Below are 18,109 nucleotides of genomic sequence, written 5' to 3' on the forward strand. Positions count from 1 at the left end.
CAGGGCCAGAAAGATCACTTCTGCTCCTTCGATGCCTTCCGCTAATGAAGTAGTGAATTTGAGGCGACCTTCATTGGTGTTTCGCAGGAAGAGTTCTTCCAGACCTGGTTCGTAAATGGGGATGATGCCACTACGCATCTTTTCAATTTTGCGGGAATCAATGTCTACGCAGGTAACCTGGTTTCCAGTTTCAGCAAAGCACGTGCCTGTAACCAGGCCGACATATCCGGTGCCTACAACGGCTAATTTCATATATAAATTAAAAAAATATGAAAAATAACTAGGTGAAGAAAGTATTAAACAGAAACCTTTTTACGGTTCAGGTAAAGCTCTTTAATTAATAATAAAATCATAGTAGTATTCGTTACAAAGTACCTTTTAAAAAGTCTTTTAGGCTCCTGTCCAAGTCTGTAAAGCCACTCTAAACTAGTCTTTTGCATCCATACAGGAGCTCGCTTTTGCATACCCACAAAGACGGGTAAAGCACCTCCAATTCCAATCATGGAAGCATTAATTTTACCCTGCATGGAAGCCATCCACTTTTCCTGTTTAGGGCAACCCAACGCTACAAATACAAGACCAGCTCCGCTACTATTAATCATATCAATAACGTCTAAATCTTCCTGAGGAGTCAGGGGGCGAAACGGGGGGCTATACATACCCGCTACCTTTAAAGTCGGAAAGTTTTTTCGGAAAAATTCAGCAGATCGCTGAAGCATGGGAGAAGTACCTCCATAGACAAATATTGGTATGTCTTTTTTACAACAGATTTTTATTAGATCTGGTAACAAGTCCATTCCAGCAACCCTATCCTGGTTTACATTATATAATAGTTTAAAGCACCAGGCCAGCGGCATTCCATCCGAAGTAACAATGCTAGCATCATTCACTACAGTAGCAAAAAGAGGATCATTATAAGCCTCTACAAGCATATGTACATTTGCTACACACGTGTATGAAGATGTAGATGAAGCAGCAAGACTTATGATTTCATCAACAATAGTAGAGTATTTACCTGCTGATACATCTATGCTGATAATTTTTTTCTTTTTCAATCGGCGGTTTGACATGACTAATTAGCGAATTGCACATCTAATAACAAAAATACAAAAAATGAAGAGAATCAAACGTAGAATCAGAAAAAACATCAAGTTGATAACAGCGATCTGCCTGTTGTTTCAAATCATCGAAGTCAGAGCTCAACAGGCAGATAATCAAATCTATGTATCTACTACAGGAGATGATGCCAATCAGGGAACAATACAGAATCCCAAAAAGAATTTAGCAGCAGCTTTAGACTTTGCAAAGAACAACCGTTACAACTCAACAATAATCTTAAGAGAAGGTTACTACGAAATAAAGAAAACTATCAGACTCGAAAATTTCAAACAACCCAATAATCAAATTTTAACTATAAAAGGTTATAAAAATGAGAATGTTATTTTAAGTGGAGGCAAAAAATTAAGGACGGAAGATTTCAAAAAGATTACAGCCAAAGATGGCAATTACTATACGTTGCCAGAAGAGGCACGCGATCACGTTTATGTATTTAATTTAGGTAGCGATCTGATTAATCAAATAGGATCTATTTCTGATAGAGGCTTCGGTCATACTCAAAAACCGGTACAAATGGAACTATTCTTTAACGATGAACCCTTACAGTTATCTCGCTGGCCCAATGACAGAAAATTAAAAATAGCAGAAGTAATAAACCCTGAAAAAGTTGAATTTACGGCAAACAAAAATAAAGACAGAGTTATAAAATATTCAGAAAAAAAGCGTGCCTGGAAAAACAAAAAAGATATCTGGATCTCAGGTTATTTAAATCAGGGTTGGGCAGATGAATACATTAGCATTGATTCATTAAACGAAACTCAGCAAACTGTTTATCTGTCTAGTATTCCAACGTATGGGATTATTGCCAGCGATGGAGGACCAGGCAAATGGGATAATGACATAGACAAGAAAGCAATAAGAGGATTTTATTTTTCAAATGTATTAGATGAGTTAGACCAACCAGGAGAATATTACATAAGCAAAGCTGAGGGAAAAATATACGTGTGGCCGACCAGCGACATAAGTACTGCGTCCATAGAAGTGTCTATTATAGAACAGCCATTAATGGTGTTAAACAAAACAACAATTGTATCACTATCAAACATTGCATTCAAGTGTTCAAAATCTGCTTTATTGCAGTTGAACAACACCAATAATGTTAAACTGGAGAATTGTAAATTTAGTAATTCGGGATTGTATGCAATAAAATTAGCCAACACGAGCAAAACTTTGATAAAAAACTGTGATTTCAAAAATATAGGTGCGACCGGACTCATTTTTGAAGGAGGCGATAGAAAAAATCTGGTCCCCAGTATGAACAATGTAACCTATTGTACTTTTGAAAACTTGTCACGATTATTCAGAAGCTATAATCCTGCAATCAGGCTGGACGGGGTTGGCGTAAGCATAAACAATTGTATCATAAAAGATTTACCAGGCCAGGCTATTACTTATCAGGGAAATAATCACCTCATCGAAAACAACTATTTTAAAAATCTATGTAAAGAATTTAGTGACATTGGGGCTTTATACACGGGCAGGGATCTCTCGTCAACAGGGACTATAATCCTTAACAATGTGTTCGAAGATATAACTTCTGATAATCCTTACAGAATTGCAGCTGTATATATGGATGATGGAGCAGGTGGTATAACTATCAAAAACAATCTATTTGTAAATTGTGGAACGAAGAGCTCAAACGGGTTTGGTGCTGTTCACATCAATGGTGGATCAAACAATTCTATACTGAACAATATTTTTATAGATTGTAGCAAAATCATAACAGGTGGACCCTGGTCGTCTAGCCATTGGAATAGCTACCTAAAACAGGAAGAAACTGTAGCTAAAATTAAGACGAAGGTGGATATAACGAGTGAAGTCTATAAAAAGAGTTATCCTTATTTAGAAGAAATCACTAATTCAAACCTTTCATCTCCAAGGAAAAACTATTTTCAATCCAACATAACTTACCAGACTGACACCACTAATAATAACAGAAGCAACCTCTTTACCAATTTAGTTCTCTTAAATCAGAAACCTACTCTGGTGTATAAAAATGGAATGATCAAAACAATAACCTTAAACGTTAGAGCTATTGCAGATAAAAGCAAAAACTCATATATTAATTTAAATAACCTCAAACAGCTTAATTAAAACGAACTGGATAAGATACTAATGTGTTGCTGTAAATCGTGGGTGTTTTCAAAACGATCCTTTATTTTACGAGCTGGGTTTCCTGCATAAATTGAATAGGGTTCAACATCTTTAGTCACTACAGAACCGGCTGCAATAATTGAACCCTGATGAATCGTAATTCCACTCATAATAATTGATCCGTATCCAACCCATACATCATCTTCAATAATAGTTGGTTTCAGTCGGTCCTGCCACGTAAAATCAGGATCACGTATTTCGGAAGCGTGCCGAATGGGTGTTCCTATTTGTTGGAAGTTGTGATCATACTTACCAACAATGGCTACTCTGTTTCCAAATATTACATCATTTCCGATGATACAATCGGCTTCGATCTGAGAGTCGCGACCGATATAAAAGTTTTCGCCAATAATTATTGAATTCTTGGCCCATAATCTTACCCTGGCACCCGCGTATAAGCCTTTACCTATCTTATACTTGTGCCATTTAATTTTAGCCAGATAAATAAACCTGAACTCTTTAAGAAGTCTGATAATCTTGTACATAATCAAAATATCTTTTTGAATAAAGTCTCAAATTTTGACCGAATTCTTGAGTACACGCCCATCTTGTTCTGGAATCTGTTCTGATAAAACTCAGAAATCCCAGTAGCTGGGGGCAATTTAAAAGTATTAGACGCTAGAATGTCCAGGTTTGGTCGATACCTTTTGTCTGAACCCGTGGTATGAGTTGCATCATTATCGAATCCACAATTGTATACTTTTGAATGGATTGGATAAAGCGTAAGACCTTCTAATTTGAACTGGCTATAAAACCATCGAATAGCCCAGGAGTCCAGCTTATTAGACATTTGATTATCTAACATTCCATTTAAGTCTGAACCTCCTAACGAAAAACGCTTTCTGGCTTTTGTATTATTTCTAAAATCCTGATAATCTTTAACTTCCCAATCTACTTTTTCCCATCTGTCTTTCCAGGTTGCCCAGCCCCATGACCAACCTCTATTTAAAAAGTAAGAATCATACCGCTCATCCTTCTGTGTGCCTAAATCAAAGGAAAATCCAGAAACTGAAAAAACATTTTTATGATTGAAATACTCATCCAGAGAAGCATTCATGTACGCTAAGAAATTCTTAGTAGTCTTCAGATCATCTTCCAGTACAATAACTCGGTCATATGTTTCCATTACCTGAGAAGTTCCGGAAATGATTGACTTTGCCAATCCCTTATTTTCTGGTGATTCAATCACGTACACATTTTTGAATCCATCTACCGTTTTTAAATATTTTCTAATTGCTAAAATCTGCCCCATATCTTCCTGACGCTTGGGACCGTCAGAAAAGATGAATAAGTCACTTTCAGATGCTAAATTATTTTCCTTTAACGCATTAACGGTGCCAATTAACGTCTCAAATCGTTTATACGTAAAAAGTAGAATGGGAGCAAGTTTCATGTTAAGAGTAATATTTTGATACTATATCTGATATTTTTTTTCTCCAGGTTTGGTTAATAGCAAAAGCATAGGCATGATTGCTCATCTCAGTAATCAATGATTTATCTTCTTGGAATTTTAAAATTGATTCCTTTAAATCATTGATCAACTCTCGTGGATCGTCTGCCATACACTTGAATCCTGTTTTCTCATTTACAATCAACGATTGACCATGAATATCCAAGGTTACAATTGGCATGCCAAAAGCCATTGCTTCGATTAGTTGTGCAGGGCATGAATCTCTGAACGACGTAAAGAAGAACACATGATGACTTCTGTAAAATTCTCTTACTTCATTGTAACCAACTTTACCAACCCACGTAACCGTTGCTTTTAAATCATATTGTTCAATTCGATTTAAAAATTCCTGTTTAATCTCTCCGTCCCCTACTACTGTCAAGGATATATTCCGATAGTCTTTAAGCTCCTTCATGACATCTAAAACCAGCAAAAGACCTTTACGAGGCATAAATCTACCAACCCACAAAAGTTTGATTTCTTCGTCAATCTGTTTAGGTACAAAAGTCTTGGGATAAAAATTTTCGGAAAGTGCAGCATCCAGAAACATGGTTACCCGATCCGCACCATTTTCTTTTACGAGCTTTTCAGTTTCGTGGTTGGAAGCAATCACAACACGTGCCGCTTTAACCATTTTGTTAAATCCAGGATTGTACTTCGCTAATAGTCCTGAAATCTTTGATCGCTTCATTTCGGATGACCAGGAAGAACCAAAATAATTCCTGAACATTTCGGGTGCCTCCTGCCCGCCCCCAGCCGGACCAAACAGGAAAGGGATTCCTAGCTTGTACAAAAATGATCCCATTTGCGTACTACCCCAGGTGACATGATGAGCCAATTTGAACTGGTGCTCCTTACTCATCCGTTTTGCCCGCCGATAAGCCAGCCATTGCCACAGCAGATAATAAATGTACATCCCAGGAGTAGACAGGTGGTAAAGCTTCTCTAGTCCATAGGGCAGTTTTATATAGCAGAATTTTAGGTTAGCAGGGACTTCAAATGATTCGATACCACTTTTATTAACACTCCGGGTCAGGCAAATAACATTATAATTGAGGTTAGACAACCCCACACTCCAATTCCAACCATTACTGGGCTCAGAGCCCTTGGTCGGATCACAAGCAAATGCAGATAATAAGATGTTGTCCATACTATACCCAAAATCCAATTAATCTTCTTAAAGTACCAAGCGTTAAATGAGAAGGCAAGGCGTAATAGGGACAGTGCCTGAACACATATTTATAAAAAAGTGGAAGGTTAGCTCCTCCCTTGATACCGAACAAATGGTTTTTATAAGACTGAAGACTCTTCTTCCCTTTCAATTGGTTAGCCCCACTGGCTTCAGGCCAGATACCAATCATTGCATCATAAGAACAATAGATATCAAAACCTTTTCTGGCAGCTGTTAGCGTAAAATCATAATCAGCCATATAATGCGGAAACTTTACTTCATCAAAAAGACCTACTGCACTAAACACTTTAGAGGGAATCAGTAATCCTCGACCCGGAAAATGAGAAACCCGAAATAGCCCGTTGTCCGGTCTTTGGGCATCACATACATTCTTTCTCGATGATTCAACAAACCAATTCAGTGTTTCACCTCTATAGATCACTTTTCCATTGGATGCATCGAAAGCACTGGCTCCGATAAGCACGTCTGGATACTGTTCAATATGGTTATATAACTTTTCAATGTAATCCAGATTAGGTACCGTATCATTATTGATAGTAATGATATAATCTGCTCCTTCGTTTAAAGCGTATTTGATTCCAAAATTCGTAGCAGCCGTCCACCACATGGAAGAATCACCACTAAGCAAAATAACATCAGAATATTTGTTGGCAATATGAAGTGCCGTGTTATCCGTAGAACCATGATCTACTACAACTGTCCTAAAATTTTTATTAGTTTGGTTTGATAATTTTTCCAAACATTGGTCTGTAAAATTCCAGCGATTGAATACAGGTATTACTAAATAAATCATAGCTAATTATTTATAACCTAACCATTTTAAATTAATTAAACGAAGTACATGTACTTTAGATACATCTAAATACTGTCTTACTTGGTAATCATTCATGGACCTAAATCGTTTACTAGAAACCAGTCCTATAATTATCCATAAAAAGAAGAAGTTAAAATCAAATTGAGTAAATTCTTCAAGAAAAAAAAGAGTCCACCTTGAAGCTATCAATACCCCTAAAATTTTTGACAACCAATTATTAGATCTGTTTATTGCATAATGCGAAGCGATTGTAATAAATAGTCCGTATATAATTACTCCTACAAGTCCAGAATAAAGTAATGTATTCAAGAATCCGACTTCTGAACTATAACGTAAATCTCCAGTAACTAAATCTGTAAAGAAATCAGACCTATACTTACCAACAGCACTTTTACCAAATAATAAATAGTTTATATTTTCAAAACTTTTGAACACTTCTAAATACAAAAATGTTCTCGTGTCAGCTGTTAAATTCGAAGCGTCATTTTTCGCAGTTTTGACAGAATATCCATCAATTTCTGACAATTGAGTAAAAACATTGAATTTACCAGAAACTGCAAGAAACAACAAAACTATAGGAACAAGTAATAATAGGATGCGAGCAATTTTAAATGCGAATGGGCCAAATATTTTAGTTGAATAATACACTAATAAAACAGAAAAAGAAATAGCGATCTTGATAATGTTAGTCCTGAAGTCAAGAATAGTAAGAATAGATACTACAGATACAATCAATAACAGATATTTATATTTGTTTCTTAAGAAAGGTATAAATGCTAATAATAAGGAAATAGGCATCATAAGCCTTGCGTATAATTCTTCGTTTGTTGCTAAAGCAAATGGTATTATAAAAAAGCCATATAAGAACACAAAATTAATTGTATAGAAAAGCACTAATTGAAATATTTCCAAATTTTTACCTAGAAAAAAGGCAAGTGGTATAGAAAGAAAAAAGAGCTGAGCTAAAAAATAAAAACTTCCAATCCCAGTAACCTGAAGCTACGAATATTGCATGTATCAAAGAGACAATATTCCAGTACAATAAAGTTTTATAAAGAACAACAATAGATTTTTCAGAATCGAATTTCCAATTAGTATTCTTAGCTACATATATTAATATTACTAAAACGCTGTATTTGCAGAACAATGATACAGGCGTAAAATATGCACCTTGTGCTCCTGTTATACTGATATAAAAGAAAGTATCTGCCACTAGCAGAAAGATAATACTGTATAGTGAAATCAATTTAAAACCCATACTAATTAATTTTTTTTATAAATTTTGCTGGATTCCCGCCCCAAATCTCAAAAGGCGGAATAGACTTTGTAACAACAGAACCTGCACCAACTATAGCACCCTCTCCAATAGCTACGCCTTTCAAAATAATACAATGAGCTCCTATAAAAGCGTTATCACCAATAGAAACTTCTGATTTCTTTACATATTGTTTATCTAATACATTATCTGCTCTTGTTTTATAATCTAAACTATGGAAATCTGTATCGTATATTACAGTACTACCTCCTATTTTCACGTAATCTCCTATAGTTACTTTTTTACTACAAACAATAGCTACTGAACTCATTCCAACATTATTCCCTATCTTTAATATCGCATCTTCTTGTACAACGAATATTGAATTTTGTTGCCTACCTATCTTATTAAAAAAACTTCCATTATTTAGGCTAAAATTATTTCCTACTGTCATCACACCTCCTCTTCTTACATCAACTGATACCAATCCCTTTATAGTTATATTTTTACCAAATTTCACACCATTTCCTAAGAGGATTATTTTTGATATAAGTTTTGTTATTAGTATGAAGGTTTTAATAAAGATCTTACGTGTTAGGCGAAAAAGCCCTACAATAATTTTATGCATCTATTGTTAATTTTTTAATGTTAGAAATGTTATGCATAAGTTTAAAATTACTTTTTAACTTATGGGTATCCATGTTCCACCATTGTATTTCCTTCAAATCGCTAATTTCGTCTTCACTGAATCTAAATCTGATTAATCTAGCAGGTACTCCTCCAACGATTGAATACGCTTCAACATCTTTCGTAACTACAGAACCTGAAGCTATAATAGCTCCATCACCAATATTCGTACCTGCACTGATTATGACACCAGCTCCTACCCATACGTCGTTTCCAATATTAGTAGGCTGGTACTCTTCAAAATATTGTTCGTCTGAAAAGGTTATACCTACTTGAGCAGCCTTCGAATAAAATATAGGGTGTGTTGAGATGAACGTTTTCGTTGGATGTGACCCTAATCCAATTCTTACATCTGGGCCTATACTAGTAAATTTCCCTATACTAACATTCTGAACGAATGAATTCGCTCCGACATAGGAATAATCGTCAATTTTCGAGTTTATGAACGATACATTTAAAGACAGATAATTATACTTACCAAATTGAGAGTTTTGTGAAACACTTACTGCTCCTGCAAGCTTTAAGGTTGGATATTTCATCCTTAATTTAATCTCTGTCATGATAGGCCGAAGTAATCGTCTACTTGATTTAGACAAAACATTCCATATCACCCTTATCCTATTCATAGTTTATCTAATTTACCAATAACAAGCATTTTCTACTTGGTTTGCATTCTTGGGCTTCTCATTATTGCTTGGTCTTAGCCAGTGTTCATTAAATAAGTTTGTATATGGCCACACAATGAATTCTTCCCATCTTTTACCTTTGATACCAAAAAGAAGTTGTGTGGCTCCTGCCAGATGAACAGCTTTTTTTCCTGATCTTTTGATATGTGCTGCTAATGGGAATCCATATGCTCCACAGCCTACGATAGCAATATCATAATCTTCCCTGTCGACTTGATTCTTCATGTGATTTAATGCATCGAACCAATCATTGAATTCGGTATTATTTCCCGCAACACTCTGAACAGCTTTTATTACTCTAAGTTGAAAGTCAGGTAATAAATCGTTGTCAAACAATTCTTTTCGTTTATCGTATTGGGCTAAAATAGTCTCAGCAAAAGGATGTATTACCAGCACTCTTTTATTCTCTAATGCTCTCGTCCAAGGAAAGCTTGAAAAAAAAGGTTCGATATCTTCTAATACAACTTTTTTAGCTTGACTTATCTCTGTAGAAAATAATTCCTCTTCAAGGAGCCAAGAACCCAATATATCAACTTGCCGCATATCCTGCATTATTAACTCACAGAACTGCTCAATTTTACTTTTTTCTGGCGGAAAAAAACCGCTCCATTTTTGCATTTGATTAACTATATTGGGATTCCACCACCACATCAGTGATTTGCCTTTTACATAAGAAATCCAGCTTTTGTTATTCTGCTTTATCCCTAAATAGTTAATTAAGCAAGCCATTTCAGTAGATCCGAATCTACCAATCATAGCCGGCTTATCACTCATTAATGTATCGTATATTAACTTATTTGCATAATCTTTATTGGAAAACATTTTCCAATTTCTACCTTCCTTAAAGTTCTCAGGAAACATTTTTTTGTAAAATTTCCTAGTCATTTTAAGTACTTTCTTATCTATCTGTTCCATTTTTGAATCAATTCAATTTTGCCCTATGAAAGGATAACCGTTTAATCGCCATTTTGCTTTAGAAATCTTTATTAAAAAGATACTAAAAAGTTTGAAATTTTTATGTGTATAAAAGTATTTTTCTAGTCCATAAAAATTATTAATTAATCCTTTATCTAATTTATCAATTAAGTATTTTACAGAATCAATCTTATTCTTTTCTAAAAGAAACATTATTAAATGGCGTAATTCATATTTCGTAAAAACTATATAAGTCTTATTTTTAAGTAAAGAATTTTTCCAATTACCATAAACTATATTATGCCTGTTCACTACATGTTTTAGCATATTTTCAAGAGGAGTACTAGTAGCTTGTCCTTCTACTTCTCCTACATATACACTCAATGGAAATCCACAATATATAACCGGCCCTGTAAATGCCAAGGAAAAGAATAAAGCATAATCTTGATTTCTTTTCATTCCTACAGGAAACCCTACCGTTTGATTAAATTTCTCTTTTGAAACTATTGTGGCACTTGTATGTAAGAATACATGAGGATTCTCGAAAAAATCAATTTCTCTAGTTACACCTTGGTACTTTTTGGCTACCCGTAATACGTGACTGTTATCTCTAGAATTCTCAACTATTCCTGCACAGCAATACATTGCTGCATCTGGGTAATCGTTTATAGCCTTAGCTAAAGTTTCCAAGTATGTAGGTAGCCATTTATCATCACCATCAAGGAATGCTATATAATTGTAAATTGCTTGTTCTACGCCTTTATTTCTAGCGACGCTGACACCTTGGTTTAGTTGTTGTATAATTCTTACTCTTTCGTCGTTCGTAAAATTTCTGATAACATTGACACCATCGTCAGTTGATCCGTCATCAACTATCACTACTTCAAAATCTTGAAATGTTTGATCAAGCACCGACCTTAAAGTATTTTTAATAGTATGTGCTTTATTGAACAGAGGAATAACTACTGAAATCATGCTATTATCTTTTTAACATTTTTAATTTAGCTTGTAACATTCAATCACATTATGATCTAACCATTCTAGATATTATAAACTTATTTAAACTTTCTTTTTGTCCACTAGATAATATGAGAATGTAAGCACCACTAGCAAATATAGAAAATGAAATAAAGAAAGTACCTAGCACTCTATATTCTGAAGTCACTATTTGTTTTAAAACCAATAATATTACGCAGGCTACTGTAGTTAAAAAAATAGGCTTTAGAATTACTTCTAAAATAAACCTATTGAGATCGACTCCTGTTTCGTTACAAAATAGATAAACCCTACACATTCCCGCAATTATTTCCAGAATTATATAACCCACAAATACTGAATAAATAACATAATCAGCTTTTAACAAAATATACGCAACCGGCAATATGAAAAGCTTGACTACTCCCACTATTACCATGTAATTTCTAATTTTACCAGTTGTTTGCATTGCTGAATCCAAACCAGCAGTTAACTGATTTATCATCGATACTATAATAATCAATCTACAAAAGTTAACAGTGTAATCAGGAACTGTCTTCAGCCAAATATTCAAAACGGATTCCATTTCTACTAAACAAGGTATAGCAACAACTCCTAATAAAAGGAACCCTACTTTAGAACCTATCATAGATAACTCTATTACCTTATGCATCTCTTTAGCTCCTCCACTTTTCATAATTTGCGGATTAAGAGCTTGCAACATTGCAGTACAGAAAAAATTTAATTGTCCTGCTATTTGGTTTGCAATTCCATAAGCTGCATTTATTACAGTACCATAAAAAGTATTTAATAACAAGGCTATTCCTTGACTTCTTCCTAGATAGCTTAATGAACCAAACAAATTCCAGCCAGCAAAAGAGGTTAACTCTTTGATTAAATCTTTATTATAATCAGCTATATAATTAACTCGAGTACTTTCATATTTCCTTCTAACATAGATTTGCTTTAAAATCCTTATCAAAATAACACTAATCATTGTTAAGAAACCATAAACAAGAAGTTTATCATATCCTGTATATATTAAATAAAATGCTATCATTAATTTTATTATACTTTCTAAGATACTAGTTAAGGCTAGAAATGTCATATTTTCATGAGCATTTATTATTGCGTCATATGGCACTGATATTATAGTAACAAAGGTGGAAATAACCACAAAATGAAATATTTTATTCGCAACTTCTATTCTATCACTACTAATTAATAATTGATGGTTTAGAAAATATACTCCTACTATTTCAAACAGCAAAGCTATAATTAACCCTATTCCTATATGTAATATCACACTATTAGCAAAAACTTTTTTAATGTTTTCTAAATTTCCTGTCCCTAGATTAACAGCAACATATCTCTGAGTAGAAACAGACATCGCCGCATTTAAAAATGACAAAATTGTAACTAATCCACCGACTACATTAAATAACCCAAAATCATTTGCCCCTAATGTATTCAATACTATTCTAGTTGAATATAGTGATATACAAATAGTTATTGCTTGTTTAGCATATATAATAAATGTATTCGAAATAGCTCTTTTCGCTGAACTCATTTTTTAATTTATTTATCAGTAATTAGGGGCTAGTTGCTGATATTTAATTGTAGATTATATATTATAACTATGAGGGAAAAACTACACTTTAGTCTTTCCCTCATATTGATGTATTAACTATCCAATCATGTGTTCAAATTGAGTTTTGCCTGACCGGCGGAAAACTTCCACATCTTTCTCAACCATCTCCCTGACCAGCATCGCCAGATCATACTTCGGCTCCCAGCCCAGCCTGGTCTTCGACTTGGTCGGATCGCCAATCAACAGTTCTACCTCCGTCGGACGGAAATACGCCGGATCTACCGCTACTACGCATTTCCCTACTTCTAACTGGAATTCTTCGTTCGAGCAGCTCACCACGTAGCCTTTCTCTTCAACCCCTTCTCCTTCAAAGGCTACCTCTACCCCGATTTCGGCGAAGGCCAGCTTTACAAACTCCCGCACCCGCGTGGTCACCCCCGTAGCAATCACATAATCCTCCGGCGTCTCCTGCTGCAGAATCCGCCACATGGCATCCACGTAGTCCTTGGCATGACCCCAGTCCCGCTCCGCGTTCAGATTACCCAGATACAGCGTGCTCTGAAGTCCTAAGCCAATCGCCGCCACCGCCCGCGTGATCTTCCGCGTCACGAACGTTTCTCCCCGCAGGGGCGACTCGTGGTTAAACAAAATGCCGTTGCAGGCAAACATGCCGTAGGCCTCCCGGTAGTTGACCGTGATCCAGTAACCGTACAACTTGGCTACGGCATAGGGCGAGCGGGGGTAGAAGGGCGTGGTCTCCGACTGAGGTACGGCCTGTACCAGGCCGTACAGCTCCGAGGTCGAAGCCTGATAAATTTTGGTTTTCTTTTCCAGACCCAGAATCCGAACTGCTTCCAGAATCCGCAGCGTACCGATGCCGTCGGCGTTGGCCGTGTACTCGGGCGTATCGAAGCTGACCTTGACGTGCGACATGGCCGCCAGGTTGTAAATCTCGTCGGGCTGCGTTTCCTGGATGATGCGAATCAGGTTCGTTGAATCGGTCATGTCCCCGTAGTGCAGCTTGAAGCGAACGTTGGCTTCGTGGGGATCCTGATACAGGTGATCGATCCGCTCGGTATTGATGAGACTGGCCCGACGCTTCACGCCATGCACCAGGTAGCCTTTTTCGAGTAACAATTCCGACAGATATGCTCCGTCCTGGCCGTTCACGCCCGTAATTAATGCCGTTTTCATCTGGTTAAATTTTTCAGTTTATAGTTTTCAGTTTTCTTATCTATTCTGAATCCTATGCACTTGGGATTATTAGGTATGGTTTTATAAAAATTAGTTACTGGCGGGAACTAGGACTTCACGGTGCAGAAAATCCGTATAAGCTTTTTCAATACCTTCCTGTAGTTCTACACTATGTTGCCAACCCAGGTTATGAATTTTACTAACATCCATTAACTTACGTGGCGTACCATCTGGTTTTGAAGTATCGAACTCAAGTTTTCCTTTATAGCCGATGACATTTTGAACAGTCTTCGCTAATTCTTTAATCGTTATATCTTCACCTGTACCAATATTCACTAATTCACGCCCTTCGTAGTGGTTCATCAGGAATACACAAGCCTCTGCCAGATCGTCAGCGTACAGGAATTCCCGCATGGGTGCTCCAGTACCCCAAATCACTACTTCTGGCGATCCGGCCTCTTTAGCCTCATGAAATTTTCGGATGAGAGCGGGTAAAACGTGAGAATTTTCTGGATGATAGTTATCGCCAATACCGTACAAATTAGTTGGCATGGCTGATATGAAGTTTGCTCCGTACTGGTCGCGGTACGCCTCGCAAAGTTTAATACCTGCAATCTTGGCAATGGCGTAAGGCTCGTTTGTGTGCTCCAGTGTTCCTGTCAGCAAATATTCTTCTTTTAGAGGCTGCGGTGCCAGCTTGGGATAGATACAGCTGCTTCCCAGGAAGAGCAACTTCGCTACCTTATTCTGATACGCTGAATGAATGATATTGCTTTCAATCATCAGGTTATCGTATAGAAATTCTGCCCGGTAGGTATTATTAGCTACGATGCCTCCTACTTTCGCCGCTGCCAGAAAAACGTACTCAGGCTGCTCATTGGCAAAGAAATCAGCTACGGTTTGCTGATTTCGCAGATCAAGCTCTGAGGAAGTACGTGTAACTATGTTAGAATAGCCTTGTTGCTGCAGACACCGTTTGATAGCTCCACCTACCATACCTCGGTGACCGGCAATGTATATCTTGCTGGATTGATTCATCACAATCGTTTTGTTCAATGGTTAAATAAATTTGACTATCAAGGCCTAATAGGCCTTCTCGTCGCCTTTAATCATTTTTTCAACGGTCCACCAGCAGATTTTAACGTCGAGCGTTGCGGAGCGTTTTTTGATATACCATTGATCCAGCTTGAGCCGCTGTTCCATATCACGCAAACCTGCTTCCCCACGTAAACCCCGCGTTTGAGCCAGGCCGGTAATACCTGGTTTGACCAGATAGCGATTGGGAAAATTGGGCACTACATCCCAGTACTGGGCGTCGTGTTCCAGGGCGTGCGGTCGGGGACCTACGATACTCATGTCTCCCCACAGTACGTTCAGAAACTGGGGCATTTCATCCAGATTTGTTTTCCGGAGAAACTTGCCAATTTTCGTGATGCGAGGATCTTCTGCAGAAGCCTGTTTGAAAGGAGCCACCTCATTATGCCGCATGGTGCGAAATTTCAGGCAGCGAAAGCGTTGGCCATTACGGCCCGTACGCCATTGAATGAAGAAAATGGGCCCGGGGGAGGAAAGTTTCACAAGTAAGCCAATGACCGGAATCATCCAGCTCAATACAGCTAATGTCACAAACGAGGCCATGAGTACATCAAAGGCCCTTTTTCCCAGGGGTGTAGCCGTAGGCTGGTTACCTACAGCAGTGAATTTAGGTTGAGAAGTTGGCGTTGTTGTACCTTCCTTGTCAAAATAAGTAGTGTCTAAGCGAAGGGTATCTGTTGAATATTTCATAACTCAGGCGGATTTTATGGTTCGGTTGGGATATACGAGTATCCAGGATCAACGAGCAAACTCCCTTGCTTTGGTCCATACGCTTCCTGACTACCTTTTAAAAGGCAGAATCTCCTTATTACAAATAGTTAGCAGGAATGCGGGGTTATTGGCCGTCTTCTCAGGCCAATCCTCATAAAATCATTTCTGGCGGGGGCGATTTACTCAACCGAAGGTTCATAATCGTTGGCGGTTTCGATGTATGATATAAGTTTCAAGGCGTTGGCAAATAGAGCTTTACCAAGCGGGTTATTCCATTCAACGGTACTTATTCTCTTACTTAGGACAAGGTGTGCAGGAGGAAGAAAGTAAGTGGCGACCTAAGTTTCTTCCTCCTACGTATACTAAATTAACTTTTTCTTTTCGTCTTCACCGTAATAGCCATAGCTGTAGCTATAGTAATACGCTTCTCCTTCTCCTACACCATTCAAAATGATATTGAGCTTCTGGAAACGCTGTTCTTTGTACAGCGTATCAATCATTTTGAGGTAGTGCTTAGGCGTAACGTCGTGACGCACCATGTACAGGGTTGAATCAGCAAAGGGTGCAATCAACTGAGCATCCGTTACCAGACCGATCGGCGGCGAATCCACCAATACGTAGGTGAAACGATCGCGTAACTCCTGGAACATCTGTTCCAGACGTGGACTACTCAATAACTCAGAGGGGTTCGGCGGAACTGGCCCACTAGGCATGATAAAGTAGTTCTCGTAACCTGGAATCGGGTGAAGGGCTTCCTCTAATGTAGCTTCTCCGATCAGGTAATTACTAATTCCTGTACTATTGGACATGCCTAACGCTTCACGAAGTTTCGGTTTACGAAGGTCCATTTCCAGAATTACGGTGGGCCGATCTACCAGAGCCAGACTGGCTCCCAGGTTCAGCGAAACGAAAGACTTTCCTTCCCCACTGATACTGGAGGTAAAGAGCAGTACCTGACTGTCGGTAGCTGATTTCAGGAACTGAAGATTGGTACGGATCGTACGAATCTGCTCTGAAATAACCGAGCGGTTTTGCGGGGCCATGATCAGGCGATCCGCTTCTTTACTTTTTACTACTTCCCCCAGGATGGGTACCGTAGTTACTTCTTCTACATCCGTCCGACGCATAACCCGGTTGTTCATTGCATCCTTGGCGGTCATTGCTCCTACCGGGATGACCAGACCAACCAGAGCAAATAAAGCAAAAATCATTTTGCCCACTGGTTTTACGGGTGAATTAGAACTACGGGCTGCATCTACCGTACGGCTGTCCGCAATCGTGGAAGCGAAAGACAGAGCTGTTTCTTCACGTTTCTGTAATAGAAACGTATATAAATCATTTTTAATAGCCTGCTGCCGAGAGATGTCAATTAGTGAACGTTCTTTTTGAGGAATCGTACGAATTACACCTTCCATTTTCCGATTTGTAGCTAGCATTTGATTCTTCGAAGTAGTCAACATAGTTTTTGTTGCCTCTACGTTTTCTCGAATATTAGCTTTCATATTTCTAATCTGCCCTTCCAGTGACTGTACAATAGGGCTTTGATCTGCGGTCGTACGAGCTAATTGTTCACGTTGTAATTCTAGTTCAGATACCTTAGTAATTAGCCCTAGTAAAACAGGATCACTCAGTCCGAGCGTAGAAGGAGCTCCTACTCGCTCATTTGATCTTGAACTAATGTATTTTTCAACGTCCTGAATGGCTCCCAGTTGCAAATTCACCTGGTTCAGGTTAGCATCATTCTGCTGTACCGTTTGCAGAAAGCTTTGGGCCTGAGCACTCAAATCCGTAATTCCCTGAGCGGTTTTATACTGTTCTACGTTTTTCTCTACGTTTTGCAGTTCACCCGAAACCAGCCCCAGACGTTCGTCCAGAAACTTGAGGGTATTAGAAGCCGTTTTGTTTTTGTCCGCTACGGCAGCCGTATTGTACTCATCAATCAGACGATTCAGAATTGCTTCTCCTTTTTCAGGTACCGCGTCTTCAATAGTTAGCTGAATCACTGTTGACTGCTTGCTTGTAGGCTCCGTTTGTAAACTCTTCAGGTAACCTTCCACTGTTTGTGAACGAGGAGATACCGCAGCAATCAATTGCGTGTCACTTTTCAGAACGGGCTTGTTTGCGAAGAAACGAAGGCGACCAAAAGGTGTGTCAATACTCTGGTTGATGGGATAGTTCCGGTCATTTACACGTACCGTGTTGTTTCGAACTGAAATCTAATCTCCAGCTTTTCCTTGTACAGCTCAGGCTTGGGCTGTTCAACGATCATTTTAA

At 37.9% G+C, this 18,109-nt stretch carries 17 protein-coding genes; 1 reads left to right on the forward strand and 16 read right to left on the reverse strand.

Features of this window, described 5'->3' with window-relative positions; genetic code table 11:
• Positions 1 to 252 (reverse strand): 3-hydroxyacyl-CoA dehydrogenase NAD-binding domain-containing protein (locus BWI97_RS19045; protein WP_146010977.1); only part of this gene is annotated, 252 nt, incomplete at its 3' end.
• 44 nt (positions 253 to 296) lie between these two features.
• On the reverse strand, positions 297 to 1,055 hold the full coding sequence (locus BWI97_RS19050) for a WecB/TagA/CpsF family glycosyltransferase (RefSeq protein WP_233207911.1): 759 nt from the start codon (positions 1,053 to 1,055) through the stop codon (positions 297 to 299).
• A gap of 58 nt (positions 1,056 to 1,113) precedes the next feature.
• Between BWI97_RS19050 and BWI97_RS19055 the strand changes: the two genes are divergently transcribed.
• Positions 1,114 to 3,210, forward strand: coding sequence for a right-handed parallel beta-helix repeat-containing protein (locus tag BWI97_RS19055; RefSeq protein WP_102202362.1), 2,097 nt, complete (start codon positions 1,114 to 1,116; stop codon positions 3,208 to 3,210).
• Here BWI97_RS19055 and BWI97_RS19060 read toward each other — a convergent pair.
• The 14 genes from BWI97_RS19060 to BWI97_RS19130 all read right to left on the reverse strand — a co-directional run bounded on the left by BWI97_RS19060 (position 3,207) and on the right by BWI97_RS19130 (position 17,838).
• Positions 3,207 to 3,755, reverse strand: coding sequence for a DapH/DapD/GlmU-related protein (locus BWI97_RS19060; RefSeq protein ID WP_233207912.1), 549 nt, complete (start codon positions 3,753 to 3,755; stop codon positions 3,207 to 3,209). The two genes, BWI97_RS19055 and BWI97_RS19060, sit on opposite strands and share 4 nt — an antisense overlap.
• Before the next feature lie 2 nt (positions 3,756 to 3,757).
• Positions 3,758 to 4,663 (reverse strand): hypothetical protein, encoded by a 906-nt coding sequence (locus BWI97_RS19065; RefSeq protein WP_094810237.1) that lies wholly within the window; start codon positions 4,661 to 4,663, stop codon positions 3,758 to 3,760.
• 1 nt (position 4,664) lies between these two features.
• Complete coding sequence (locus tag BWI97_RS19070; protein WP_102202363.1) at positions 4,665 to 5,870, reverse strand: glycosyltransferase family 4 protein; 1,206 nt, start codon at positions 5,868 to 5,870, stop codon at positions 4,665 to 4,667.
• Position 5,871: 1 nt separating this feature from the next.
• Entirely contained in the window at positions 5,872 to 6,705 is an 834-nt protein-coding gene (locus BWI97_RS19075) for a glycosyltransferase family 2 protein (RefSeq protein WP_094810233.1), read from the reverse strand.
• Positions 6,706 to 6,711: 6 nt separating this feature from the next.
• The gene (locus BWI97_RS19080; RefSeq protein WP_102202364.1) at positions 6,712 to 7,638 is read right to left on the reverse strand and encodes a hypothetical protein; all 927 of its coding nucleotides are present in this window, start codon (positions 7,636 to 7,638) and stop codon (positions 6,712 to 6,714) included.
• Between the two features lie 347 nt (positions 7,639 to 7,985).
• The gene (locus BWI97_RS19090) at positions 7,986 to 8,609 is read right to left on the reverse strand and encodes an acyltransferase (RefSeq protein WP_102202366.1); all 624 of its coding nucleotides are present in this window, start codon (positions 8,607 to 8,609) and stop codon (positions 7,986 to 7,988) included.
• Positions 8,602 to 9,228 carry a CatB-related O-acetyltransferase gene (locus tag BWI97_RS19095; RefSeq protein ID WP_094810227.1) on the reverse strand — a complete coding sequence of 209 codons (627 nt, stop codon included), beginning with the start codon at positions 9,226 to 9,228 and terminating at the stop codon, positions 8,602 to 8,604. Before BWI97_RS19095 ends, BWI97_RS19090 begins: the two co-directional genes overlap by 8 nt.
• Before the next feature lie 78 nt (positions 9,229 to 9,306).
• On the reverse strand, positions 9,307 to 10,269 hold the full coding sequence (locus BWI97_RS19100; protein ID WP_094810225.1) for a hypothetical protein: 963 nt from the start codon (positions 10,267 to 10,269) through the stop codon (positions 9,307 to 9,309).
• A gap of 12 nt (positions 10,270 to 10,281) precedes the next feature.
• Positions 10,282 to 11,244: a glycosyltransferase family 2 protein gene (locus BWI97_RS19105; protein ID WP_094810223.1), complete on the reverse strand. Its 963-nt coding sequence runs from the start codon at positions 11,242 to 11,244 to the stop codon at positions 10,282 to 10,284.
• Positions 11,245 to 11,293: 49 nt separating this feature from the next.
• Complete coding sequence (locus BWI97_RS19110) at positions 11,294 to 12,814, reverse strand: oligosaccharide flippase family protein (RefSeq protein ID WP_102202367.1); 1,521 nt, start codon at positions 12,812 to 12,814, stop codon at positions 11,294 to 11,296.
• A gap of 117 nt (positions 12,815 to 12,931) precedes the next feature.
• Entirely contained in the window at positions 12,932 to 14,029 is a 1,098-nt protein-coding gene (gmd, locus tag BWI97_RS19115; RefSeq protein WP_102202368.1) for a GDP-mannose 4,6-dehydratase, read from the reverse strand.
• A gap of 90 nt (positions 14,030 to 14,119) precedes the next feature.
• Positions 14,120 to 15,067, reverse strand: coding sequence for a GDP-L-fucose synthase (locus tag BWI97_RS19120; RefSeq protein ID WP_094815042.1), 948 nt, complete (start codon positions 15,065 to 15,067; stop codon positions 14,120 to 14,122).
• Positions 15,068 to 15,112: 45 nt separating this feature from the next.
• A complete protein-coding gene (locus BWI97_RS19125; protein ID WP_094814730.1) occupies positions 15,113 to 15,814 on the reverse strand; it encodes a sugar transferase in 702 nt (233 codons plus the stop codon).
• A gap of 383 nt (positions 15,815 to 16,197) precedes the next feature.
• Positions 16,198 to 17,838: a GumC family protein gene (locus BWI97_RS19130; RefSeq protein ID WP_369826607.1), complete on the reverse strand. Its 1,641-nt coding sequence runs from the start codon at positions 17,836 to 17,838 to the stop codon at positions 16,198 to 16,200.
• Positions 17,839 to 18,109 lie beyond the last annotated feature (271 nt).

Origin of the sequence: Siphonobacter sp. BAB-5405, assembly GCF_002872335.1 — a bacterium.
Taxonomy (GTDB): Bacteria; Bacteroidota; Bacteroidia; order Cytophagales; family Spirosomataceae; genus Siphonobacter.